Raw genomic sequence first — 23,985 nt, forward strand, 5'->3', positions numbered from 1 at the left:
AAGGAGTACCGCCCGCCGGTCCTCAGCCCCGCCGCACTCGTCGGCACCTGGTCCGACGGGCGCGGCGGGACCCTCGACTTCGCCGCCGACGGCACGGTCATCGCGACCGGCGTGGACTTCGAATCGCTGGACCGGGATTCCCGGGAGTACTCGACGGCGGAGTGCGACGGGCGGGGCACCTGGACGTACTCCCCCGGCCGGGACACCTGGACCCAGGCGGTCGACGTCTCGGTCGGGGGCTGCACGTGGGACGGGTGGAACGTCGGCGGGGACACGGACCGGATCGATCTCTACCAGTACGTGGGCGACCCGGACCTCTGGGTTCTGTACGTACTGCACGAGGTCGGCGCGGACACTCAGGCGGAGTCGTCGCCCAGCGCATCCTCGCGGGCCGCCGAGACGCCCTTGGCGCGCTTGCCGACGACGGCGGCCGCGGCGGCGGCCGCGCCGACGAAGGCGAGGCCGACGACCCAGGGGCGGTCGAGCACGTGACAGGTGAGGTGGTCCAGCGAGTAGCGGCCGGGGCCGGCGAGACCGATGGCGGCGGCGGTGAAGCCGAGGAACGCCGGGTACTCGTAGCCGCCGCCCTGCGCGAAGAACCCCGCCGGGGCGTGTACGGCGACGGCTCCGGCCATGGCTCCGGCCGCGGCGGCTCCGGCCGCCGGGGTGGCGAGGCCGAGGGCCAGCAGCACACCTCCGGCGCCTTCGCCGAGGCCCGCCGCGACCGCGCTGTGCTTGGGCGGGTGGAAACCCATCGCCTCCATCGCGGCCGTGGTGCCCTCGATGCCGCCGCCGCCGAACCAGCCCACCAGCTTCTGGCTTCCGTGGGCGGCCAGGACGGCGCCGGTCCCCACCCGTAGGACGAACAGACCGAGGTCGCGCCGGTTGAAGCAGGTCATGGGTGTCTCCCTGGGCCGGAGTAGGGCGGGGCTCGCGCCCGCCGTCATGGCCGGGCGGGCCCTTCCACTGTGGTCGCGGCGGGAGCACCGGGCCCGATCGGTTACGCCGTACGGGGGACGGGCGCGGCGGCCGTCCGGGCCCCACGCCTGCGCCGCCCGCACCGCCGCCACCGGAAGAGGCAGAGCGGGAGGATGCGACGTACGCCATTGTGCAACTTGTTGCACAAGGCTGTCCGGGTGGTCTAGAAAGGCGTGGACCCCCCGCACCGAGGAGACCCGGATGAGCCTGTACCCCACCCTGCTGAGCCCGCTCGACCTCGGGTTCACCACCCTGCCGAACCGGGTGCTGATGGGGTCGATGCACACCGGTCTGGAGGAGGCCGAGAACGGCTTCGCGCGGATGGCCGCGTTCTACGCGGAGCGCGCCCGGGGCGGCGTGGGACTGATCGTCACGGGCGGCATCGCCCCGGGCGAACGCGGGATGACGGCAGCCGGCGGCGCGAAGCTGACGACCGCGGCCGAGGCGGCCGAGCACCGTACGATCACCGACGCGGTGCACGCGGAGGGCGGCCGGATCGCGATGCAGATCCTGCACACCGGCCGGTACGCCCATCACCCCGGGTTGGTGGCGCCGAGCGCGTTGCAGGCACCGATCAGCAGGTACGTCCCGCACGCGCTGACCGGTGCCGAGGTCGAGGAGACCGTCGAGGAGTTCGTGCGGGCGGCGGGGCTGGCGCGGCTCGCCGGGTACGACGGGGTCGAGATCATGGGCTCCGAGGGGTACCTGATCAACGAGTTCGTGGCGCCCGCCACCAACCGGCGCACCGACCGGTGGGGCGGCTCGTTCGAGAACCGGGTCCGTTTCCCGGTGGAGATCGTGCGGCGGGTGCGTGAGCGGGTCGGGGCCGACTTCATCGTGATCTACCGGCTCTCGATGCTGGACCTGGTGCCCGGCGGTTCCACGCTGCCGGAGGTCGTGGAGCTGGCCCGGCTGGTCGAGGCGGCCGGCGCGACGATCATCAACACCGGCATCGGCTGGCACGAGGCCCGCATCCCGACCATCGCCACCTCCGTGCCGCGTGCCGCGTTCACCTGGGTGACGGACAGGCTGCGCGACGCGGTCTCCGTGCCCCTGGTGACCGGCAACCGCGTCAACACCCCCGAGGTGGCCGAGGCGGTGCTGGCCGGCGGCGGCGCCGACCTGGTGTCGATGGCGCGGCCGTTCCTCGCCGATCCCGCGTTCGTGGCCAAGGCCGCCGCCGGCCGGGCGGAGTCGATCAACACCTGCATCGGCTGCAACCAGGCGTGCCTGGACCACGTCTTCCGCGGGCGGATCACCTCCTGCCTGGTCAATCCGCGGGCCTGCCACGAGACCGAACTGGTCCTCACCCCGACCCGGACCCGCAAGCGGGTCGCGGTCGTCGGAGCCGGTCCGGCCGGGCTGTCCTGCGCGGTCACGGCCGCGGAACGCGGCCACACGGTCACCCTCTTCGAGGCGGCCGACGCGATCGGCGGGCAGCTGAACGTCGCGCGCCGGGTGCCGGGCAAGCAGGAGTTCAACGAGACCCTGCGCTACTTCCGCACCAGGCTCGCCGAGCTGGGCGTCGAACAGCGGCTCTCCATCCGCGCCGACGCCGGGTCGCTGACCGGGTACGACGAGGTGGTCCTCGCCACCGGCGTCGAGCCGCGCACCCCCGCGATACCGGGCGTCGACCATCCCAGCGTCGTCAGCTACCTCGACGTGCTGCGCGACGGGGCGCCGGTCGGCGACCGGGTCGCGGTGGTCGGGGCGGGGGGCATCGGCTTCGACGTGGCGGAGTTCCTCACCGGCGGAGGCGACGACGCGAGCCACGACGCGGACACGTTCCTGCGCCGGTGGGGCGTGGACACCGCCTACGAGGGCCGGGGCGGGCTGCGCGAGCCGGTACGGCCGAAGTCGCCGCGCACGGTGCACCTGGTGCAGCGCAGGACCAGCAAGGTCGGCGCCGGGCTGGGCGCCACCACCGGGTGGATCCACCGCACCGAACTGCGCCACCGGGGCGTCACGATGATCGCGGGCGCCACGTACGACCGGATCGACGACGCCGGGCTGCACCTGACGGTCGACGGTGAGCAGCGGCTGCTGGCGGTGGACACGGTGGTGCTGTGCACGGGTCAGGAACCGCGCCGCGAGCTGTACGAGGAGTTGCGGGCCGCAGGCCGTCGGGTGCGACTGATCGGGGGCGCGGACGTGGCGTCGGAGCTGGACGCCGAGCGGGCCGTCCGGCAGGGCACGGAGCTGGCCGCCGCACTCTGACGAGCGTGTCCGCCGGAGCCCCCGGCGGGCGTCGGGCGTCTGCGCCCGTCCCTAGGATGCACGTCATGTCCCTCCCCCACGCGATCCTCACCGCTCTGCTGGAGAAGCCTTCCTCCGGGCTGCAACTGACGCGCAGATTCGACCGGTCGATCGGTTATTTCTGGTCGGCCACGCACCAGCAGATCTACCGGGAGCTGGGGAAGCTGGAGGAGGCCGGGCTGATCCGGGCGCTGCGGCCGGACCCGCCGGCCCGGGGCGGCCGCAAGGAGTACGAGGTGCTGCCCGCGGGGCGGACCGAACTGGTGGCGTGGGTGGGGCGGAGCGAGGACCCGAAACCGGCCCGCGATCCGCTGCTGCTGCGCATCCGGGCGGCGGCGGTGGTCGGGGCGGCCGGGCTGGACGCGGAGCTTCGGCGTCATCTGGAGCTGCACCGCAGGCAGCTGGCGGAGTACCGGGAGATCGAGGCGCGCGACTTCCCGCCGGGCCGGGACTCCCCCGCCGACCGGCTCCAGCACCTGGTGCTGCGGGGCGGGATCGAGCTGGAGACCTTCTGGACGGACTGGCTGGCGGGAGCCCTGGCGGAGCTGGAGCAGGGCCCGGCGCCGGTGGAGCGCTAGCAGCCCGGCGCGGCCGGGCACGGCTGGAGCCTACGGGTCAGCCACGGGCGCGGGCCCGGCGCCCGGTCCGCGCACCCGTCCTGCCGGGTTCCGGTACCGGTACCGGTACCGGTCCGTAGATCGTTCCGGGGACGGGCACGGGGATCGGTCCGGGGGCCCGGGGCCCGCACCCCCGGGGTCAGGAACCCGCGCCGGCCGTGACGGGACCGGCGGTGACGGGGCCCGCCGCGACCGGGCCCGAGGCAGTGCGGTCCTGGGGGCGGGGGGCCGCGATCACCACCCGGGACGGAACGGGGGCGGCGGGGGCCGGTCCGGCATCGGCGGCCGGGGGCTCCTGCGGTGCGGGCGGGACGGCCGGGGGCCCCTGCGGTGCGGGCGGGACGGCCGAGGACTCATGGCGTGCGGGCGCGCCCGTGGGCGGGCCGGCCGGGGCCGCCGCGTGCAGGCTCCGCTCCTGGGCCCGGCTGAGGACCGTCACCCCGCGCACCGCGAGCGCCCCGCCGACGAGCGCGGCGAGGACGCCGACCGCACCGCCGTGCAGCCGTTCGCCGAGCAGGATCATGCCGATGGCGGCGGCGGCCAGCGGGTTGGCCAGGGTGAGCGTGGCCAGGGGCGCGCCGAGGCCGCCCCTGTACGCGGTCTGCGACAGCAGCAGGCCGCCGGCCGCGAATCCGGCGACGAGCACCGCCACGACCACCAGCCGCAGGCCGAACGGCGAGCCGGAGCCGTGTCCGGTGAGGGCCACGGTCAGCGTCTGGGTGAGGGCCGAGGCGACGCCGGAGGTGATGCCGGAGGCGGCGGCGTGCCGCAGGCCGGGGCGGGTGCCGGGTCGGCAGAGGCCCGCCACGGCGGCCAGGGTGACCGCGCCGACGGCCAGGACCTCGCCGGTGGACAGGGTCCGGTGCGGCGCGGCGCCGCCCGCGGCGGTCAGCAGTGCGGCCAGGCCGACCAGGGTCAGGGCGGTGCCCTGCCACTCGGTGCGGCTGACCCGCCGGCCGGCCGCGCGGGCGCCGAGCGGCACGGCGGCGACCAGGGTGAGGGCGCCGAGCGGCTGGACGAGGGTGAGCGGCCCGTAGGCGAGGGCGGCGACGTGCAGAGCGGCGCCGGTCGCGTTCAGGCCGACCGCGGCCCACCAGGCTCCGCGCCCGAGCAGGGCGAGTACGCCGGTGTCCGGTTCGGTGCGCTCGGCGAGCCGGGACTGCGCCACCGCGGCGGAGGCGTACGCCACGGCGGAGACGAGGGAGAGCACGACGGCGGCGAGGGTGGCGTTCATCGCCGGGCTCCGGTGGAGGTGAGGGCGGGCGGTTCGGCGGCCGGAGCGGCGTACGCGGCGGTGGGCGCCGGGGTCGCGCGGCCCGCCGTGGTCCCGGCGGCGGAGGCGGGCCACGGGCGGTGGCCGGGGAGCGGGCCGGCCGCGGGTTCGAGCCGGATCGCGGCGAAGGCGAGGGCGAGCAGGGCGCTCACCACGATCGCGTCCATCCAGTAGTGGTTGGCGGTGCCGACGATGACCAGCAGGGTGACCAGCGGGTGCAGCAGCCAGAGCCAACGCCAGCGGGAACGGGTGGCGACGACGAGACCGACACCGACCATCACGGCCCAGCCGAAGTGCAGCGAGGGCATCGCGGCGAACTGGTTGGCCATGCTGTCCGTGCTGGGGGTGGGCCCGTAGACGGAGGGGCCGTAGACCTGGGCGGTGTCGACGAGTCCGGACGCCGCGAGCATGCGCGGCGGCGCGAGCGGCACCAGCAGGTGCAGCGCGAGGGCCGCGCCGGTGAGGACGGCTAGGATGCGCCGGGACCAGAGGTAGTGGCGGGGCCTGCGCAGGTAAAGCCAGACCAGGAACAGCACAGTGGCCGGAAAGTGCACGGTGGCGTAGTAGGTGTTGGCCACATGGATCAGGGTGTCGCCGTGCAGGAGGAGGGCCTGGACGGACTTCTCGTCCGGGAGACCGAGGATCCGTTCGGCGTGCCATACGTGTCCGGCGTTGCGGAAGGCTTCCTCGACGTGTCCGTTGGCGGCCTGACGGCCGAGCTTGTACACGAGGAAGAGTCCGACGACGAGGAGAAGCTCGCGGACGAGGGGCGGTCGGGCTGAAGTGTCCGGCTCCCGTCCCGCAGGCTTCCTGCGGGTTTGTATCACCCCGGTGCCCCTTTACAGACGAAGCGTGGTGCGGGGGCGGGAACGATTTCCCGCCTTATCGATACGCCAGTGTACCGATACGCGAACGTATCGGTACACTGGCGTATCGATAGCCGATGTCACCGCCGCCCACGCCGCTGGAGGGACAGCAGATGCCGCAGGAAGCCGCGCCCGAGCAGGCGTCCCCGTCACGCCGCTCGAAGATCACCCCCGAGCGGGTCCAGGAGCTCTACGCGGCCACGCTCGACCTGCTGCGCGAGAGCGGTTACGAGTCCCTGACGATGGAGAGCGTGGCCTCCCGGACGCGGTGCGGGAAGTCGACGCTCTACCGGCAGTGGGGGTCCAAGGCGGAGCTGGTTCTGGCCGCACTGCACAACAACCGGGGCATGCGACTGGGGCACATCGACACCGGATCGCTGGCGGGCGACCTGCTGGCGGCGGCGGCCGAGATCAGCTCCAGCTCCGGCCGCGACACCGCACTGATGCACGCGCTCAGCCATGCGGTGATGCAGAGCCCCGAGCTGCTGTGCGCGCTGCGCGAGTCCCTGGTGGTCCCGGAGATCGCCGCGATCGACGCCATGGTCGCCCGGGGCGTCGAGCGCGGCGAGATCGCGGCGGACCACCCGGCCGCACCGTACGTGCCGGCGCAGTTGATGGGCGTGCTGCGCGCCCGCCCCCTGCTGGGCGAGGCGTACGCGGACGACGACTTCCTGGTCCGGTTCGCACGCGAAGCGGTACTGCCCGGACTCGGACTGGAGGCCCCCGCCCCCGAGTCCTGAGAGACGTGGGCCGCTCGTCCTGGCGGATGAGGACGGCCCGCACGCGCCGCACCGTGGGGACGGGGGCGGCGCACCCACCCGGCCGGCCGGCGACCCCCGAGGGTCGCCGGCCGGCCGTTCGTCGCCCCCCCCTTTTCGTCCCCTTGACGACAACCGCCATCCTCCCTTATCGTCGTCATGACGAAAAAAGAGGGGTTGGCCACCATGGCAGACATCACCCGGCGCTTCGGCTGGCGCCACCTGCGTTCCGCTCCCACCGCCCACATCCGCCACCACAAGCGCGGCGTCCTCACCCACGACGGGCCCGGCCTCAGCTTCTGGTATCGCTCGCTCTCCGCGGCCCTCTCCGAGGTGCCGGTGGACGACCGGGAGCTGGCGATGGCCTTCCACGCCCGCACCTCCGACTTCCAGGACGTCACGGTCCAGGCCACCGTGACCTACCGGGTGATGGACCCGGCGGTGGCCGCGGCGAGGCTCGACTTCTCCGTGGACCCGGACACCGGGATCTGGCGCAGCGCGCCCCTGGAGCAGATCGCCACCCTGCTCACCGAGACCGCGCAGCAGCACACCCTGGACGCGCTGGCCCGCACGCCGCTCGCCGCCGCGCTCGTGGACGGTGTCGCCCTGGTCCGCGACCGGGTCACCGCCGGGCTGGCCGCCGAGCCGCGGCTGCCGTCCACCGGACTGGAAGTGGTCGCGGTGCGGGTGGTGGCGATCCGGCCGGAGGCGGAGGTCGAACGCGCCCTGCGGACCCCGGCCCGCGAGCAGATCCAGCAGGAGGCCGACCGCGCCACCTACGAACGCCGGGCGGTCGCCGTCGAGCGGGAACGCACGATCGCGGAGAACGAGCTCGCCAGCCAGATCGAACTCGCCCGCCGGGAGGAGCAGCTCGTCGACCAGCGCGGCACCAACACACGGCGCGAGGCCGAGGAGAAGGCGGCCGCCGACGAGGTACGGGCCACCGCCGAGGCGTCCCGCACGGTGCGACTGGCCAGGGCCCAGGCCGAGGCCGCCCGCGAGGTCGGCGCCGCGCGGGCCGACGCTCAGGCCGCCTGGCTGCGGGTGCACGCCGAGGTGGAACCCGCGGTGCTGCACGCGCTCGCCGCGACCAAGGCGGCCGAGTCCCTGCCGAAGATCGACAGCCTGACCCTGTCGCCCGACGTGCTCACCGGCCTGCTGGCGAAGCTCGGCGGCGCCGGCACGGGGGCCGGGGCGTGAGCCTCGCCCCGCGCGCGGTGATCGTGCACCGGACGACGGAGTACGAGGAACTCCTCGCCCGGCACGGCACGCACGGCCAGGCGGCGTTCTTCCTCTCGTCGCGGGGGCGGTCCATCGACGAGGTGGTCCGGCGCCACGAACGCGCCCGGCGGGCGCTGACGGACGTGGCGGCGGCCGTCCCGCTGTCGTGGCGCCGGTCGCGGGTCGAACGCGCGGACCTCGACCGGTTCCTGTTCGCCCCGGAGGACGTGGTGGTCGTGGTGGGGCAGGACGGCCTGGTCGCCAACGCCGCGAAGTACCTGGCGGGGCAGCCGGTGGTGGGCGTCGACGCGGACCCGGGCCGCAACCCCGGGGTCCTCGTCCGTCACCGCGCCCGCCACACGGCCGCGCTGCTCGGCGCGGCCGTGTCGACCCGGGTGCGGACGGACGAGCTGACGATGGTGGAGGCGGTGGCCGACGACAGCCAGCGGCTGCTGGCCCTCAACGAGATCTACCTCGGGCCGCCCGGCCACCAGACCGCCCGCTACCGGCTGGGCCCCGACGGGGTTGCCGCCGGCGCTCCGGACGCCTCGGAGTCCCAGGCGTCCTCAGGTGTCCTGGTCGGCACCGGCACCGGCGCCACCGGCTGGCTCCGCTCCCTGTGGCAGGAGCGGGGCAGCACCCTGCGACTGCCCGCCCCCTCGGACCCGCACCTGATCTGGTTCGTACGGGAGGCCTGGCCCTCCCCCGCCACCGGCACCTCGCTCGTCTCCGGAGAACTGACAAGCGGTCAGGGTCTGCGCCTCACCGTCGAGTCCGATCGGATCGTGGTGTTCGGCGACGGCATGGAGGGCGACGCGCTGGAGCTGACCTGGGGGCAGTCGGTCCGTCTCGGTGTGTCGGGGACGTCGCTGCGCCTGGTGGTGTGAGCCGCCCGCACGCCACCGGGTGCGGCGCGGTCCCGCCGGTCAGGAGGGTGTCGGCCCGCTCGGGGCGTGGCTCAGGTCGACGACGCAGAAGACATTGCCGTCCGGGTCGGCGAGCACCACGAAGTCGGGGTCCGGCGGGTAGAGGTCCCAGTCGACGACCCGTGCCCCCAGCCCCGTCAACCGGCTCACCTCCGCGCGCTGTTCCTCCGCCGTCGCGGCGAACAGGTCCAGGTGGAGGCGCGGGTGCGGCTCCGCCGGGGAGGAGCTGCGCAGCAGCCCGAGGGCCCGTCCCGAACCGTCGGCGTGACAGAGCGTCCGCCAGGTCTCACTCCGCGCCTCCTCGCTCTCGACCAGACCCAGGGCCGTGGTCCAGAACTCCACGGCACGGGGGACGTCTTCGACACCGATGACCGGAATCCCGAGTTTCAGCATGCACACCACCCTAGGGGCCGACCGGCGCACGGCGCGCGGGCGGCCCGGCGCCGTGTGTGGGGCGGTCCGTGCCCGTGGCGATTACGGACGAGTCTCATCTGCCCGCCCGAGGCCCGTGGGCCGGTGCGAGGACGAGCGCCGCGTGTAGCGTCCTGACACACCAGACACACCAACAGTCAGGCCGGGAAGGACCATTGATGGCAGGCTCACAGAACCGTGGTACCGGGGGACCCAGTTCGGGGACGCCGGTCGGCAGTGCGGTGACTCCGGCGGAGACCGCCCACGATCCGGCAGCCGCGCGGAGCCCGGAGACCGCCGGCGATCCGGAGGCGACACAGAGCCGGGCAAGCGCGCCCGGCACGGGTGCCGCCGGGGCTTTGGCCGCCGCACCGGAGGGGACGCGGCCGGAGGGGACTCGGACGGAGGGGACGCAGACCGAGGGAACGCGGACCGAGGGGACTCGGACGGAGGAGACGGGTCGGTCGGGTGAGGCGGCGCGGGGTGCGGATACGGCGGCCGAGCCCGGGACCGGGGCGGGTGCCCAGGCCGCCGCCGCGACCCTCGCGGAGACCGGGAGCGGCGTCACGGCCACCGCCACCGCCACCGCCTCGGACGAGGAGGGCGCGGACGTGCACCGCCCGAAGAAGGCGATGCTGGCCGCCGCCGCGCTGGCCGGATCGGTGCTGCTCGCCGTGCCGTTGCTGCTCGCGGTGCAGGAACCCGACAAGGACGAGGCCGCGAAGGCCGACCTGGCGGCGGGCACCACGCTCCAGGGCGACGGGCCCGAGGACGGCGCCGGGAACGGCGGGGTCTACGCGGCGCAGTCGCCGTCGCCCACGCCCTCCCCCACCGCCCCTTCGCCCAAGGCGTCCGCCGGGGACGACGCGCCGATCGTCCGGCAGCAGGCTCCCGCCGCGGCCTCCCCGAAGCCGTCCGCCGCCCCGAAGGCCTCGGCGAAGGCGAAGGCGAAAGCGGCGGCCAAGCCGAAGAAGGCCCCGTCCCACCCCAGCATCTCCCGGGTGCTGCTGAAGAACCTGACCACGGGGATGTGCGCGGACGTGCCGGGGTACGGGAAGGGCGCGGTCAACGGCCCCGTAAACCAGTTCCACTGCGCTGCGGGCAACGGTGACAACCAGGTCTGGACCCTCGACATGCGCTATGCGGACACCGGCCCCACCGGCGGTGACCTCTACCAGATACGCAACGTCAAGGACGGGCTCTGCCTGGACCTGCCCGGTTACGGGCCGGTCGCGTCCACCACCAGCGTCAGCGAGTTCCCGTGCAACGGCACCACCGGCGACAACCAGCTCTGGTGGCTGGACGCGCGGCCGGGCGGCACCTACTGGATACGGAGCTTCTCCAGCGACGGGCTCTGCCTGGACGTCTCCAACAAGGACGGCGGCGGCCCCGACGCACGGCTGACGATCTTCCCGTGCAACGACGCGGACGACCACCGCTGGTCCTTCCTCGGCTGAGCGCGCACCGCCGACCGGCCCGCGCCACGGACCCGCCCGCGCCCGATCCGGTTTTGCCGGACGCGACGCGGCGCGCCCCGCCCGGGGGGACCGGGCGGGGCGCGGGAGACGGCCGTCGTCGCGCGGGACGGCCTTCACCGAGGGGGCGGCGGCGGGATCAGAACGTCAGCTTCCAGCTGTCGATGTGTCCGACGTCGAGGGAGTAGAGGTCCTGCACCCGCAACAGCCAGGTTCCGTCGCCGGGTTCGGCGGAGGCGTCCACCGTGTAGGTGGCGTGGATGTCGTCGGCGGAGCTGCTGCTGGAGTTCTGGAGCCGGTAGGCGGTGCCGTCGGGGGCCACCAGGTCGACCACCAGGTCGCCCCGGTAGGTGTGGATGATGTCGACGGTGACCTGGAGGTCGCTGGGAGCGCTGCCGGGGTGGCTGGTCACGATGAGCGGCGAGGTCACCGCGGCGCCGCGATCGGGGATGTCCACGTCACCGGGGTTGACGAAGAAGTCGCCGCCGGACGGGACGACGGTCCACGCGAACGTGACGGAGGCGCTGTCGGTCTGGCCGACGACGCGGACCGTGACCGTGGGCGTGAAGTCGCCCGCCGCCGTCGGAATGCCGGACACGACGCCGGTGGCGGGGTCGATGGTGAGCCCGGCGGGCAGGCCGGTGGCGGAGTAGGTCAGGCCGGCGGCGCGACTGGTGTCGGCGCTGATCCGCGCGGTGGCGGGCTGGCCGACCGCGGCCTCCTGAGCGCGCGGCGGGGTGATGGCGATGTGGTCGACGAAGCGGGGGCCGACGTTGACGGCGGCCCAGGTGTTGCCGACCGCCTCGTACGCCTCGCTGGACCGGCCGAACAGGTCGGCGGCGGCTCGGAGGGTGGCGGTGCGGGCACCCGCGTAGTCGGTGCTGGACGTCATGTAGGTGGTCAGCGCCCGGTACCAGACGTTGGTGGCGTTGTGCAGGCCGATGCCGGGGACCGGCAGGCCGTCGGCGGTCGGGCTGTCGTAGGCGACGCCGTTGACGGTCTTGGCGCCGCTGCCCTCGGCCAGGAGGTAGAAGAAGTGGTTGGCCGGGCCGGAGGAGTAGTGGACGTCGAGGCGGGCCGTGGTCGGGCTCCAGAAGTCCTGGGAGCCGCCGTCCTTGGAGGGCTGGTCCATGTACCGCAGCGGGGTGCCGTCCCCGTTGATGTCGATGAGTTCGCCGACCTCGTAGTCGGGGTTGTCCGTCGGGGTGTCGGCGAAGAACTCGACGGCCGCGGCGAAGATGTCGCTGGTGGCCTCGTTGAGGCCACCGGACTCGCCGCTGTAGATGAGGTCGGCGGTGGAGGCGGTGACGCCGTGGGACATCTCGTGCGCGGCCACGTCGAGGGCGGTGAGCGGGGCGGCGTTGCCGGCGCCGTCGCCGTAGGTCATGCAGAAGCAGGCGTCCTGCCAGAAGGCGTTGACGTAGTTGTTGCCGTAGTGGACGCGGGAGTAGGCCGCGCGCCCGTCGTCGGCTATGCCGTTGCGGCCGAAGCGGTCGTGGTAGAAGTCCCAGGTCTTCCGGGCGCCGTACGCGGCGTCCACGGCGGCGGTCTGCACATGGGCCGGGGTGCCGTCGCCCCAGACGTCGTCGGCGTCGGTCAGCAGGGTGCCGGTGCCGGTCGTCCGGTGCGCGAGGTCGTAGGTCTTGTGGTTGCGCCGGGTGTCGTTCAGCTCGAACAGGCCGCCGGCGCCCCGGGTGCTCTCGATGCCGACCTCGCCGCTGAACTGTCCGTGGCCGCTGCCCTTCTGCACGCCTTCGAAGTCGCGGAGCGTCTTGCCGCTGGTCGCGTCGGTGACCACGTGCAGTTCGCTGGGTGCGCCGTCGTCCTGGACGCCCCTGACGACGGTCTCCCAGGCGAGGGTGGGGGTGCCGTCGGCGGCCCACACGACGAGCCGCGGAGCACCGTCCTGTTCGGCGCCGGCCGTGCCCTCGTCGGCCGCGGCCTTCAGCGCCGACTTCGCCGCCTTCGCCGCGGGATGGGCGGCCTCGGTGGTCGGCACGGCGATCTTCGCGTCCGTGTTCCTGGTGACCGTGCGGCTTCCGGTCTTCTGGTGGACGATCAGGTCGCCGCCGATGACCGGGAGTCCGGCGTAGGTGCGGGCGTAGCGGGTGTGAACGGTGCCGTCGGCGTCCTTGACTACGTCCTTCGGCAGAAGTTCCTCCTCCGCTCCGAGCTTCAGCGCGGGCCCGAGGGTCGCGCCCGACCGGGCTGCGGACGTGAGCAGGCTCCCGCGTTCGGCGGGGGTGAGGTCGACGGGCAGCGCGCCGGCCTTCGGCTTCGCGGTGATGTTGATGGTCGCGGACCGTGCGGGACCGGGTTGCGGTCCGGCGCTCGCTCCGGAGGCGGGGAGGCACACCGCGAACAGCGCCGCGGTGACCACCAGCGCGCCGGCCGCGGCGCGGTGGCGCAGCGGATCGCGGCGTGCGGGGGAAAGGGTTCTGTGAGAACGCCTGTCGCTCGTCACTCGTACTCCTTCTTGACTGCGAAGTGAAGTCCTGTGGAGCAGGGGTGGTGCGTGCGGGGTGCGGTGCGGTGATCCTTGCAGCGATGTACATGTCATGTCAGTGCGGACCGGATCATTGACCGGAAGCAAGGCCTTGCGGTTCCGGTCACGCCCGCTTCGGTGGGCGATCACGTGGCGCTTTACACAGCTGGAACAAAGATCGACACCAGCCACTTCGGCCACTCGCGCACCCCCGCCTCTCCGAACGCCCGCGTTCCGGTCCGCCGGCACGTGGCGCGACCCGGCTCAGGAACGCACCCGTTTCCGCCTCCCCGATACCGTTCGCGGCGTTTCGGCCAACCCGGCGCCGGAGCCGGCCCGTGCCGCGCGCGGATGGATGTAGACCGCACGCCCGTGCGGGCCCTGAACCAGGGGGTTCGGGGTCCGACCGAAACACAGGTGTTCGGTTTGCGGGGGCGCTCGTTGAGCTTCGTGAACCACCCGCGAACCGACAGCAGAGGGGGCCGCAATGACCTCGCCCGGCACGCCCGAACAGCTCAGCACGCCCGAACAGTCCGGTAAGCCACAGCAGTTGGGCACGCCACACCCCTCGCGCACGCCCGACCCGTCGGGTGGGCCCGAAGCGCCCGACGCCCTCCACGCACCCCCCGCCCCCGCACGGCTCCGCGCTCCCGGACAGCGCCGTGCGGACACCCCGTCCGAGGACGGACCCCGGGAGGCACGGAAGGACGACCAGAAGGAGGAGTTCCTCTACCGCGACGAGTCCCGGCTCCGGGCGGGGGCCCAGCTGACCAGCGGCACCATGGCGAGACGGCTGCCCGCGCTGGTCGGCCGGTCCCTGAAGATGGCCTGGCGGGTGGACCGGGCGGCGACGGCCGGCCTGCTGGCCTGCCAGGTCGGCACCGGGGTGCTGGCGGCTCTGGGTCTGCTCGCCGTCACCAGCACGATCACCGCACTCGTCTCGTCCGGGGACATCGCCGACCGGCTATGGGGCGCGGCACCGCAGTTGGCGGTCGTCGCCGGGGCTGCGGGCGTGCGCGCACTGCTGGGCATCGTGGTGACCTGGCTGACCGGCCGGCTGCGGCCGGTGCTGGCCCGCGCGGCGGAACTGACGATGATCGAAGCCGCGCTCGGCGCCGAACTCGCGGCCAACAACCAGCCCGGATACAACGACTTCTACGACATCGCCGACCGAGGCGCCCAGGTGACCCCCGACCTGGTGGCCGAGTCGCAGGACGTACTGGCCGCCACGGCCACGCTCGCCGCCGGGGCGACCGTGCTGACCGTCCTGCACCCCGCGCTCCTGCCCCTGCTCCTGGTGGCGTGCCTGCCGCAGGCGGCCGCGTACGTGCGCGCCGCGCGGGTGCTGTATTTGGCGGGCCTGGAGACGTCGGGGCGCCGCCGCATGCTCTCCAAACTCCGCTGGCACATGGCCTTCACGGAGTCCAGCGAGGAGATGCGGGCCTGCCTGGCCGGCCCGTTCCTGATCGAGCGGTACCGGCGGCTCGCCGCCTCGGTCAACGCCGCCGAACGGACGGCGGCCGACACCGGGGCCTGGATGGGACTGGCCGGGGCGGCCGTCGGCGGGGTCGCGTCCGCCACGGTGTGGGCGGCGCTGCTGTACCTGCTGGCCACCGGCCGCATGGACCTGGCGGCGGGCGGGGGCGCGGTGTTCGCGCTCCAGACCGCCACCGGGTCGGTGCGGGGCATCATCGCCGGCGGGGCCCGCCTGGTCCGCACCGGCTGGTACGTACAGGACTGGCAGCGGTTCCTCGACAACGCCCACGGCCAGGCCATGGCGGTCTCCCGCGGCACCCGCACCCTGCCGGCCGCCCCGCAGCGGTTCGAGGCCCGCGATGTCAGCTACCGGTACGACGGCGCGCCCGCCGACAGCGTCACCGGGGTTTCGCTGCACGTGGAGCGCGGCGAGATCGTGGCCCTGGTCGGCGAGAACGGCTCGGGCAAGACCACCCTGTCGCGGCTGCTCTGCGGGCTGCTGCTGCCGACCGGCGGTGCGGTCGCCTGGGACCGCGCCACCACCTCCGAGCTCGACCCGTGGGACGCCTGGAGGAACGTCGCGCTGGTCCCGCAGAAGTACACCCACCTGCCGCTGACGCTGCGCGACAACATCACCTTCGGCCAGGGCGACACCGGCGACGCGGCCGTGCTCGCCGCGTGCGAGGCGTCCGGCGCGATCGACATGCTGCCCGGCCTGCGATCCGGTCTGGACACCCTGCTCACCGCGGAGTGGTTCGGCGGTCAGCAGCTCTCCGGCGGGCAGTGGCAGCGCACCGTCCTCACCCGGGCCTTCCACCGGCGGGCGTCCCTGCTGGTGATGGACGAGCCGACTGCGGCCCTGGACGCCCGCGCCGAGTACCGGATCTTCACCGGTCTGCGCGCGCTCGCCGAGGACCGTGCCGTGCTCCTGATCACCCACCGCCTCACCAACGTGAGCGTCGCCGACCGCATCGTCGTCCTCGACCGGGGGCGCATCGTCCAGGAGGGCACCTACGACGAACTCACCCGCGAACCGGGGCTGTTCCGGACCCTGTGGGAACTCCAGCAGCGCACGGGACGGGGGGAGGACTGAGCCCCGCCGACCGAACGGGTTCCGGGCACGGCACCGACGACGAGCGCTCGCTGCCCTGGCAGACTTCCTCCACAGCTACGACCACCACCACCGCCACACCGCACTCGACGGCAAGCCGCCGATCAGCCGCGCCAACAACGCTGAGGGTCCATACAGCTAGTTCGTGGTGGCCGATCCCGAGAAAGACGGGGTCTGCTGGGGCTCGGCCAAGGGGAACCGCACCCCGGTGAGATCTTCGGAGACGGCCCACAGCCGCTGTTGGACGGCTGCCTCGTACGACTGCGGACTGGAAAGGACAAGCTGGGGATGGCCTTTGACCTCGTTGCGTCCGCCGGGGCCGTAGTACTGGCCGCCGAGCACGGCGGGGTCGGTGGCGGCGCGCAGGGTCGGCAGCGCGCCCATCGCCGGCCTCTGGGTGATCAACGGCGCGAGCAGGGTGAGCGGAAGCCGTAGGGCCGCAGGGGTGTTGCGGGCGAGTTCGGTGCTGGACATTCCGGGGTGCGCGGCCACCGCGACGGTGCTGCCGTGCGTGGCGAGCCGGCGCTGCAGTTCGTAGGTGAACATCAGGTTCGCCAGCTTGGACTGACCGTAGGCGGCGACCCGGCCGTACGACCGTTCCCCCTGCAGGTCGTCGAAGTGGATCGCGGCCCGGATGCGGTGGCCGGTGCTGCTGACCGTCACCACGCGTGAGCCCGGCACCGGCAGCATCAGATCCAGCACCAGCCCGGTGAGCGCGAAGTGGCCGAGGTGATTGGTGCCGAACTGCAGCTCGAAGCCGTCCCGGGTCGTCTGCTTCGGGGTGTACATGACGCCGGCGTTGTTGATCAACAGATCGATCCGGTCGAACCGGGACCGCAGCGACGCCGCCGCCGTCCGGACGGAGTCGAGCGAGGTCAGGTCCAGCGCCTGAACGGTCACGTCGCCGGTCATGCGGGCCGCGGCCCGCTCCCCCTTTTCGACGTTGCGCACGGCGAGCACCACGGACGCCCCGTGCCCGGCGAGCGCCTTCGCGGTCTCGTACCCCAGTCCGGTGTTGGCCCCGGTCACCACGGCCACCCGCCCGCGCTGGTCCGGAATATTCGCAGTCGTCCACTCTTCGTTCATGCTGAGCCCCCACCTGGTTACATACCGACGGTACTTTGTATCCGCGACGCTAAAGTACCCCCGGTACATTGTCAACGTACCGGGGGTACCTAAGTTAGGCTGATGACCGTGACTTTCCAGCGGGCGCGCACCGAAGAGCAGCGGGAGATCCGCCGGCGGGCGATCCTCACCACGGCGTCGGCCATGCTCGGCGAGATGCCCGTGGCCGCGGTCACCCTCAACGAGCTCAGCCGCCGGGTAGGGCTGGCGAAACCGAACGTGCTGCGCTACTTCGAGTCGCGCGAGGCGGTGCTGCTGGAGCTGCTGGACCGCTTCCTTCAGGAGTGGCTGTCGGAACTGGCGGGCGAGTTGGCCGCCGACGTCGACGAGGATCTGCCCATGGCCGAGCGAGCGGCAGCGGTGGCCGGGATCCTCAGCCGCTCACTCGCCGGCCGAGTGGTGTTGTGCGACCTCTTCGCGGCGCAGGGCGGCGTTCTGGAACACAACGTCTCCGTCGAGGTCGTCGCACGCTACAAGCGAGCCTCCTTGGACCGCCTGGCCACCATGAGCGGTCTGGTCCGGAAGTACCTGCCGGAGTTGGGCGAGAACGCGACGCTGTTCAGCCTGCACACCATGGTCATGGCCGGCGCGCTGTCGGCGTACAGCACACCCCCGCCCAGTCTGCAGGCGGCCTACCGGGCCGAGCCCGACCTGGCCCGCTTCCACGGGGAGTTGGAGGACTCCTTGAAGCTGGCTCTGACCGCCGCCCTCCTCGGCGTGCTGCCCCGCAACTGAGCAGCTGCCGCCGCTCCGATCGCCCGGAACCCGGAGTTCCGGCGTGAGCCGTCAGCCGTCAGCCGTCAGCCGTGGAGAACACCCTGCGCGCACGCACCTCGGAAGCCAGGTCGACGGGCCGCCGGACCAGTCGCAGGCCGCCGTGATCCGCTCGGCGCCGCCGGGGGACGGGCCCCCGGCGGCGCCGAGCGGGATGGTCAGGGCTGGACGGGCATGCTCCAGCAGTTGCCGGTGGCGGGCTTGCCGGCCAGGCGGTCGGTCAGCCACGAGATGGCGTCGCCCTGATCGGTGAGGAGCGGCACGAGGTGGTTGGTGAGGATCTTGTCGCCGAGGTTGGGCAGCACCAAGGCGTCGTAGGTGACGCTGCCGCCCTTGCGGCACCAGTCGACGGCCAATTGCCGGGCCTGTGCGTGCGGCACGATGTCGTCGTGGAGACCGGTGGCCACCCGCACCGGACCGGTGGGCTTGAGCGTGCCGATGCGCTGCTTGTCCAGAGCGGCCTGCGCACGGGGTTCGGCGGCGATGACGTCGCTGAGGGAACGGCCGTCCTTGGTCCACTTGGTGGATTTGGTGAAGCCGTAGCCGAACAGCGCGTCACCGACGCACATGGTGGACGCGTCCTTCAGTGCGGCCTTGCCGGCGTCGCTGATGCTGTTCTCGACCACGGCCCGGACGTCGGGGTCCGCCTGGGCGAAGCCGCTGACGGACCAGGCGAGGGCGCCGGCCAGGGCGCTGCCGTCGATGCCCTTCATGGTGGACGTGAGGTCGGCCGGCGGTGCGCCGGCGTAGGTGCCGGCGAGGGGGACCTCGGGGGCGTAGGAGGACTGGAGTTCGGCCGCCGAGGCCGCGGCGCCGCCGCCCTGGCTGTAGCCGTACAGGCCGGTGGGGGAAGCGGCGGTGACCGACGCGCCCGGCACCGAGCGGGCGGCCCGGGCGGCGTCCAGCACGGCGTGCCCCTGGTCGAGCCGGTTGACGTAGGTGTGCAGGCGGTCGGTGGCGCCGAGGCCGACGTAGTCGGTGAGGACGACCGCCGCGCCGGTGGCGAGGATCCGGTAGGCGGCGAGGGCCTCGTAGCCGACGGAGACGGTGTCGCCGGTGAGGGTCAGCGGGTTCTCCAGGGCGAAGGAGGGTGCGCACTGGTCGCCCTGCCCCATGGTGCCCGAGGCCATCGCCACCAGGGGGCGCGGTCCCGACTGCTTCCAGGCGGCCGAGGGTTCGATGTAGGTGCCGGTGACGGCGACGGGCTGTCCGGAGGAGTCCGTCGACTTGTACATCAGGCGGGTGGCGGTACCCGGCATCGGGCGGCCGTCCAGCCCCGGGATGCTCAGCCCGAGTTTCATCGGTTCGGTGCGCACCAGGGCGCCGTTGGCCGAAGGCAGGTAGGCCGGCGGGTTGTAGAACGCGGGGATGGTGACCCCGCGCGAGACGACCGGCGCCGTGTCGGCGGCGGAGGCCGGAACAGTCGCCAGGCACAGGCAGACGGCGCCGGCGACGACCCCGGCGAGGTAGGGGGCGGTGGTGGAGGCGGTGAGGGGGCGGAATCTCTTGCGGCTCAAGGTGTGCTCCTGTTTCGACGGATGGGGGGAGTGGGGAAGGGACCGGGACGGGGTGGGTGGTGGCGGTCAGATGACCGTGCCGACGTCCTGGGCGGTGAGGGAGTCCATCGCGCGTTCGGCGACGGCGGCGATGGTCATGGAGGGGTTGCAGGCCCCGGTCGTGCCCGGGATGAGCGCGCCGTCGAGGACGTAGAGGCCACGTTGGCCCCGGACGCGTCCGTCCAGGTCGCAGACGGTGCCCATGGGGGCGCCGCCCAGGGGGTGCCAAGTGCTGTTGACCAGCGCGTTGGTGTCGGTCAGCGCGCCCAGGCCCTGGGCGATCTTCGTGACCCTGCGGTGGATCGCCCGGTGGGCGGCGGCGTCGCCGCCCGAAGGCCAGTGCAGGGACACGGAGTCGGTGGCCGAGTCGTAGCGCAGGCGCCCCCGGTCGGGGCTCACCCCGAAGCCGACCAGCATCGTCGTCCTGGTGTTGATTCCCAGCGGGGGGAGGGATGCCTGGATCACGGTGTGGGCGGTGTACGGGTCGTCCCACGCCTTGCTGCCGTAGACGACCGGGCCGCCCTGTTCGCCGCCGAAGTCCTCCCACAGGTTCGTCCAGGCGTAGATGCGGTCGCCGTTGGTGCCCCAGCCCTCGCCGAGTCCGTCGGGCAGGTCGGGGATGGCTCCGGTCGCGCCCGCCCGGACCAGCAGCTTGCTGGTGTTGACGCTGCCCGCGGCCATGATCAGGGCCCGCGTGGTGAGGATCTTCTGCTCCCGCACGACGCCGTGGTCGTCGGTCCGGTCGACGTGCACGTCCCAACGGCCGTCGGCGGCCCGCGCGACGGAGGTGACGTCGTGGTGGGTGGCCACGGTGACTCTGCCGGTCGCCTCGGCCTCTTTCACGTACGTCACGTCGACGGAGTGCTTACCGCCGTTGTTGACGCCGAGCGCGCAGTCGCCGTTGGTGTACGACGGCTTCATCTCGCCCCGCAGTTCGGCCAGCGCGTAGTCCCAGTCCACCGGCATCGGGATCTTCTCCAGGCCGTAACCGGCCTTGCGCACCCGGTCGGCAAAGATCCGGGCCGCACGGTAGTTCGGGGTGGCGATCAGTTCGTCGGGGGCGGTGGCCGGCCGGAGCATGCGGGCGACGCGGGGGTAGTGGACCTCGTTCATGCGCCGCCAGTCGAGTTCCTCGGGCAGCCAGGTGTTGAAGACCGCCTCGGACGGCTGGAGCGTCATGCCCTGGTACACGAGGGAACCACCGCCCACCCCGGCCGCGCAGACGCTCAAGATGTTCTCGCCCAGTACCGGTTCGAGAAGGCCGACGTAGGGCTCGAAGTTCAGTGGAGTGCCGATCAGCCGGGCGAGCGGCTTGACGGCGTCGGGCAGCGTGCCGTGCCACAGGGCGCGCTTGTCGAGACCGGAGACGCGTGGAAACGTCTCCGCGTTCGGACCGGTCGGCCAACGGCGACCGCGTTCCAGGACGGTTACCGGGACGCCCGCCTGCGCCAGCCGCAGCGCGGCGACGCCTCCGCCGAAGCCGGAACCGATGACGACGACCCGGTGCTCTTCGCGGGTCAGCGGGGTCCGGGCAGTCGCCGCCGAGGCTGCGGCAGTGGGGAGGACGCTCGACGCGGTCACGGCGGCGGCGCCCGTGAGCACGGCGCGCCTGCTGGGAAAGCCGCTGGTGGAGGACATGAGCAGCTCCTGGGAGAGGGGGAAGGTGCGGTCGGTCGCTGACGTGCTGTCGGTCGCTGACGTGCGGTCGGTCGCTGTGCGGGGTCCGACGCAGGGCGGATCGCGCCCTCCGGAGCATGATTTCTTGTCGCGCGCATGACACGTAACGGGCGGACGAGTGCGGTTACTCGCCAGTCACCTACTGCAGAGTAAAGAGGGGTGTCAGTCAGAGACAAGGTGTCTGCACGTGCCGCGTGAAGTCCGCGCCAAAGCTCCGACGCGGCCGTGCGCCGGGCGCCGACGGCTCGGACACAGACGTGCCGCCTTCGGCGACGGCTCGCACAAAGCACCGTTCACGCTGTTCGGGAACGCGAGGCCCCCGGATATGCTGCGGCGAGGCGGAACGGGAGAGCGGGCCGCGGGGACGGACGAGCAGGCCGCGGGGGGCATCAGGTGCCGCCGCGGACTTCGCGGCGGGCGACGGGAGACGGTGTGCAGCAGTCCCTCACGGAGCGCCGCAAGGAAGCTCTGCGACTCGAGATCGCCGTCGCGGCCCTCCAACTGTTCACCTCACAGGGCGTCGTGGCGACGACGGGCGAGCAGATCGCCCGAGTCGTCGGCATCTCCTCCCGTACCCTGTGGCGCCACTTCCCGAGCAAGGAGAGCTGCGTACTGCCCCTGCTCGGAGCGGGACTCGACTTCATCGTCGAACGGTTGCGGCACTGGCCCAGGGACATGAGCCTGCTGGAGTTCTTCGCGAAGACGTGCCGCGAGGGCGATCTGCCCGCGGCCGTCCCCGCCATCCTCGACCTGATTCGCATGACCTCCACCGAATCGGCTCTGCGCGCCGTCTGGCTGCAGGCGCACGACGAGGCCCTTCCCGTCCTGACCGAACTGCTCGCGGAACGCTCCGGCGCGCAGGCCGGCGACTTGAGGGTCGCCGTGCACGCCGCCACGCTCAACGGCGCGCTGCGCGCCGCCATGGAGGAGTTCGCGCGCAGATACGCGGACTTCCCGGAGGCATCGGACAGCGAGATCGCCTCATGCCTGAACGCCGCCCTGAACGCGGCGGCGGAGGGCCTGCCGTACTGAAGGTGGTTGCACAACGCCTGGGACAGGGCGTCCCTCACCTCACTCCGGAGACCGGACTCCGCTACACCCGGCTCCCCGCAGCGCGCGTTTCAGGGGTGCGGTCAACCCAGAAGGCTGCGCGGTCAGCGCCGGCCGCCGATGCGGCGGTCGTCGGCCAGTCCGGTGAGCGGGCCGAACTCGCAGGCAAGCTGGGTCCACGTCAGAACCTCGCCGCAGCGGGCCGGGAACTCCTTCGGGTCGAACTCGGGCATGGTCCAGGTGCCGGTGCCCCGGTCCCGCAGCCACAGGTCCCCGTCACCGTCGACCACGGTCGGCGGGACCGGTACGGGCTCGGCCTGATCGGTCGGCTCCCAGGTGACCCGGCCCGGGTGGGAGACGCGGCGCAGCTCGGCGGTGGCCAGCCGCGCGGCCAGGTCGCGGGTGGACTCTTCGGCGTCCTTGACCGACGCGAGTCGGAATGCGTCGTCAAGTACGGGCAGGGCTGGATTCTTGCTGCGCTTTGAACTCATACGCTGACTACCTCCGGTGGGGGGCGTCACATCCGTTATGGCGCCCCGTAGGGGAACACGGTATCCGAGGCGGAAGGCCGGGCCGACTACGACCACTGCCCAGGTGGAGGCGCCGGGACACCGGGTGGTGGGACCAGCAGCGCTTCGTCACCCTGAGTGATCTTGCCTGATGGCGGGCATCTTCGAGGTGTGAGACCGGGGATGTCGAGCGGCTCCGGGGGGAGTTGGCGACGTTCAGGAACCCACGGGCGCTTGAGTCTCCAGCCGCCGGAGGGTCCAGGATCTGACTCATGGACGACGAACGCACCGAAGTGCTCACCATCGGCCGTCTCGCGCACCGCACCGGACTTCCGGTACGTACCCTGCGCTTCTGGTCGGACGAGGGGGCGGTACCGCCCGTAGCCCGCTCCGCGGGCGGCTACCGGCTGTACGACGCCGCGTCCGTGGCCCGCGTCGAGTTGGTCCGCACCCTGCGGGAGCTGGGCCTCGGGCTCGATGACGTGTGCCGTGTCCTGAGTGGCCGCTCCACGGTCGCCGGGGTCGCCGGCGCGCATGTGGCCGCGCTCGACGCGCAGATCCGCTCCCTCAAGGTGAGCCGGGCCGTCCTGTCCACCGTGGCGAAACGTGGTTCGACCGTTGAGGAGACAGCACTGATGAACCGGTTGGCGCGGCTTTCCGCCGCCGAGCGCAAGCAGATCATCGACGAGTTCAAGGAGGAGGTGTTCGGCGGCCTCGACGACCCGCGCTTTCGCGACCGCGTGCGCGCTTACAGCATCGATTTGCCCGACGATCCCACACCCGAGCAGGTCGACGCCTGGATCGACCTGGCCGAATTGGTTCGGGACCCCGGGTTCCGCGCCCGGTTGCGCACATGGATGGAACTCAACACCCCCGTACCGGGGCAGGGCCGTCCGCCCGGGGCGTCCATCTGGTGGGCCAGGCAGGTCGTGCAGACCGTCGGGGAGGTCAGAAAGCGCGGGGTCGCTCCCGAGGGGCCGGCAGCGGCAAAGGTGCTGTCCGAGCTGTACGGTGACGCCGATCGGGCCGCCGTGCTGCGCAGCCTGGAGGCAGGGATCGAGGCAGGAGCAGAGCACTACCGCAGGCTCGTCGCCCGGGTGCGCGGGCAGCATGCGTCCCCCGACGCGACCGGGGAGCTGGAATGGCTGGCGCGGGCCCTGTGCGCCGCGGTGCAGACCTGACCCGGTGCTCGACCTCGGCGCCGGGCGGGCCGCCCGCCTCGCGGTGCCTCTCGACCGCTCCCACACGGTCCCCGACCGGTCCCCAAAAACGATCAAGGGCCGGTATCGGATGTCTCCGATACCGGCCCTTGATCAACGACTGTCTCCAGTCGGGACGACAGGATTTGAACCTGCGACCCCTTGACCCCCAGTCAAGTGCGCTACCAAGCTGCGCCACGTCCCGCTGCGGTCCCGCTCCGGTCGTTCCGTCCGGCGCGGTC

At 72.8% G+C, this 23,985-nt stretch carries 19 protein-coding genes, 1 tRNA gene and 1 pseudogene; 11 read left to right on the forward strand and 10 right to left on the reverse strand.

The features are described 5' to 3' along the window. Positions 1 to 356: 356 nt before the first annotated feature. A complete protein-coding gene (locus Q0994_RS14990; protein ID WP_299534370.1) occupies positions 357 to 899 on the reverse strand; it encodes a DoxX family protein in 543 nt (180 codons plus the stop codon). 280 nt (positions 900 to 1,179) lie between these two features. Here Q0994_RS14990 and Q0994_RS14995 point away from each other — a divergent pair, with 280 nt between their 5' ends. Both Q0994_RS14995 and Q0994_RS15000 read left to right on the forward strand, forming a co-directional pair. Next, entirely contained in the window at positions 1,180 to 3,195 is a 2,016-nt protein-coding gene (locus Q0994_RS14995; RefSeq protein ID WP_299534372.1) for an NADPH-dependent 2,4-dienoyl-CoA reductase, read from the forward strand. Positions 3,196 to 3,260: 65 nt separating this feature from the next. Next, a complete protein-coding gene (locus tag Q0994_RS15000; protein ID WP_299534373.1) occupies positions 3,261 to 3,812 on the forward strand; it encodes a PadR family transcriptional regulator in 552 nt (183 codons plus the stop codon). Between the two features lie 178 nt (positions 3,813 to 3,990). On the opposite strand, the gene Q0994_RS15005 is transcribed toward Q0994_RS15000, so the two are convergent. Together Q0994_RS15005 and Q0994_RS15010 are read right to left on the reverse strand one after the other, a co-directional pair. Further along, the gene (locus tag Q0994_RS15005) at positions 3,991 to 5,085 is read right to left on the reverse strand and encodes a DMT family transporter (RefSeq protein ID WP_299534376.1); all 1,095 of its coding nucleotides are present in this window, start codon (positions 5,083 to 5,085) and stop codon (positions 3,991 to 3,993) included. Continuing rightward, positions 5,082 to 5,951, reverse strand: coding sequence for a phosphatase PAP2 family protein (locus Q0994_RS15010; RefSeq protein WP_299534378.1), 870 nt, complete (start codon positions 5,949 to 5,951; stop codon positions 5,082 to 5,084). Before Q0994_RS15010 ends, Q0994_RS15005 begins: the two co-directional genes overlap by 4 nt. Before the next feature lie 152 nt (positions 5,952 to 6,103). On the opposite strand from Q0994_RS15010, the gene Q0994_RS15015 reads away from it, so the two are divergent. From Q0994_RS15015 to Q0994_RS15025, 3 genes are all read left to right on the forward strand, one after another. Next, complete coding sequence (locus Q0994_RS15015; protein WP_299534848.1) at positions 6,104 to 6,730, forward strand: TetR/AcrR family transcriptional regulator; 627 nt, start codon at positions 6,104 to 6,106, stop codon at positions 6,728 to 6,730. 204 nt (positions 6,731 to 6,934) lie between these two features. After that, on the forward strand, positions 6,935 to 7,948 hold the full coding sequence (locus tag Q0994_RS15020) for an SPFH domain-containing protein (RefSeq protein ID WP_299534380.1): 1,014 nt from the start codon (positions 6,935 to 6,937) through the stop codon (positions 7,946 to 7,948). Next, on the forward strand, positions 7,945 to 8,856 hold the full coding sequence (locus tag Q0994_RS15025) for a hypothetical protein (protein WP_299534383.1): 912 nt from the start codon (positions 7,945 to 7,947) through the stop codon (positions 8,854 to 8,856). Before Q0994_RS15020 ends, Q0994_RS15025 begins: the two co-directional genes overlap by 4 nt. 39 nt (positions 8,857 to 8,895) lie before the next feature. Here Q0994_RS15025 and Q0994_RS15030 read toward each other — a convergent pair whose 3' ends face one another. Then, a complete protein-coding gene (locus tag Q0994_RS15030; protein WP_299534385.1) occupies positions 8,896 to 9,288 on the reverse strand; it encodes a VOC family protein in 393 nt (130 codons plus the stop codon). A gap of 629 nt (positions 9,289 to 9,917) precedes the next feature. Between Q0994_RS15030 and Q0994_RS15035 the strand changes: the two genes are divergently transcribed. Then, positions 9,918 to 10,763: an RICIN domain-containing protein gene (locus Q0994_RS15035; RefSeq protein WP_299534388.1), complete on the forward strand. Its 846-nt coding sequence runs from the start codon at positions 9,918 to 9,920 to the stop codon at positions 10,761 to 10,763. 157 nt (positions 10,764 to 10,920) lie between these two features. Here Q0994_RS15035 and Q0994_RS15040 read toward each other — a convergent pair whose 3' ends face one another. Next, entirely contained in the window at positions 10,921 to 13,161 is a 2,241-nt protein-coding gene (locus tag Q0994_RS15040; RefSeq protein ID WP_299534850.1) for a M4 family metallopeptidase, read from the reverse strand. Between the two features lie 592 nt (positions 13,162 to 13,753). On the opposite strand from Q0994_RS15040, the gene Q0994_RS15045 reads away from it, so the two are divergent. Continuing rightward, positions 13,754 to 15,835 carry an ABC transporter ATP-binding protein gene (locus Q0994_RS15045; RefSeq protein WP_299534390.1) on the forward strand — a complete coding sequence of 694 codons (2,082 nt, stop codon included), beginning with the start codon at positions 13,754 to 13,756 and terminating at the stop codon, positions 15,833 to 15,835. Between the two features lie 52 nt (positions 15,836 to 15,887). Then, positions 15,888 to 15,995 (forward strand): annotated as a pseudogene (locus Q0994_RS15050) (IS481 family transposase); the annotation flags it as partial. On the opposite strand, the gene Q0994_RS15055 reads toward Q0994_RS15050, so the two are convergent. Beyond that, positions 15,992 to 16,939: an SDR family NAD(P)-dependent oxidoreductase gene (locus Q0994_RS15055; RefSeq protein ID WP_299534393.1), complete on the reverse strand. Its 948-nt coding sequence runs from the start codon at positions 16,937 to 16,939 to the stop codon at positions 15,992 to 15,994. The pseudogene Q0994_RS15050 and the gene Q0994_RS15055 overlap by 4 nt on opposite strands. 108 nt (positions 16,940 to 17,047) lie before the next feature. Between Q0994_RS15055 and Q0994_RS15060 the strand changes: the two genes are divergently transcribed. After that, positions 17,048 to 17,713, forward strand: coding sequence for a TetR/AcrR family transcriptional regulator (locus Q0994_RS15060; protein WP_299534852.1), 666 nt, complete (start codon positions 17,048 to 17,050; stop codon positions 17,711 to 17,713). 197 nt (positions 17,714 to 17,910) lie between these two features. Here the strand turns inward: Q0994_RS15060 and Q0994_RS15065 are convergent, their stop codons facing one another. Then, positions 17,911 to 19,269, reverse strand: coding sequence for a lipase family protein (locus Q0994_RS15065; protein WP_299534396.1), 1,359 nt, complete (start codon positions 19,267 to 19,269; stop codon positions 17,911 to 17,913). A gap of 66 nt (positions 19,270 to 19,335) precedes the next feature. After that, positions 19,336 to 20,946: a GMC oxidoreductase gene (locus Q0994_RS15070; RefSeq protein ID WP_299534399.1), complete on the reverse strand. Its 1,611-nt coding sequence runs from the start codon at positions 20,944 to 20,946 to the stop codon at positions 19,336 to 19,338. Between the two features lie 471 nt (positions 20,947 to 21,417). Here Q0994_RS15070 and Q0994_RS15075 point away from each other — a divergent pair, with 471 nt between their 5' ends. Continuing rightward, complete coding sequence (locus Q0994_RS15075) at positions 21,418 to 22,017, forward strand: TetR/AcrR family transcriptional regulator (protein WP_299534402.1); 600 nt, start codon at positions 21,418 to 21,420, stop codon at positions 22,015 to 22,017. A gap of 122 nt (positions 22,018 to 22,139) precedes the next feature. Here the strand turns inward: Q0994_RS15075 and Q0994_RS15080 are convergent, their stop codons facing one another. Continuing rightward, on the reverse strand, positions 22,140 to 22,526 hold the full coding sequence (locus tag Q0994_RS15080) for a hypothetical protein (protein WP_299534405.1): 387 nt from the start codon (positions 22,524 to 22,526) through the stop codon (positions 22,140 to 22,142). Positions 22,527 to 22,816: 290 nt separating this feature from the next. Here Q0994_RS15080 and Q0994_RS15085 point away from each other — a divergent pair, with 290 nt between their 5' ends. Beyond that, a complete protein-coding gene (locus Q0994_RS15085; protein WP_299534407.1) occupies positions 22,817 to 23,725 on the forward strand; it encodes a MerR family transcriptional regulator in 909 nt (302 codons plus the stop codon). Positions 23,726 to 23,874: 149 nt separating this feature from the next. Here the strand turns inward: Q0994_RS15085 and Q0994_RS15090 are convergent. Continuing rightward, positions 23,875 to 23,948 (reverse strand) — tRNA-Pro (locus tag Q0994_RS15090). Positions 23,949 to 23,985: the final 37 nt, after the last annotated feature.

This window comes from uncultured Streptomyces sp. (assembly GCF_947488945.1).
Classification (GTDB): Bacteria; Actinomycetota; Actinomycetes; order Streptomycetales; family Streptomycetaceae; genus Streptomyces.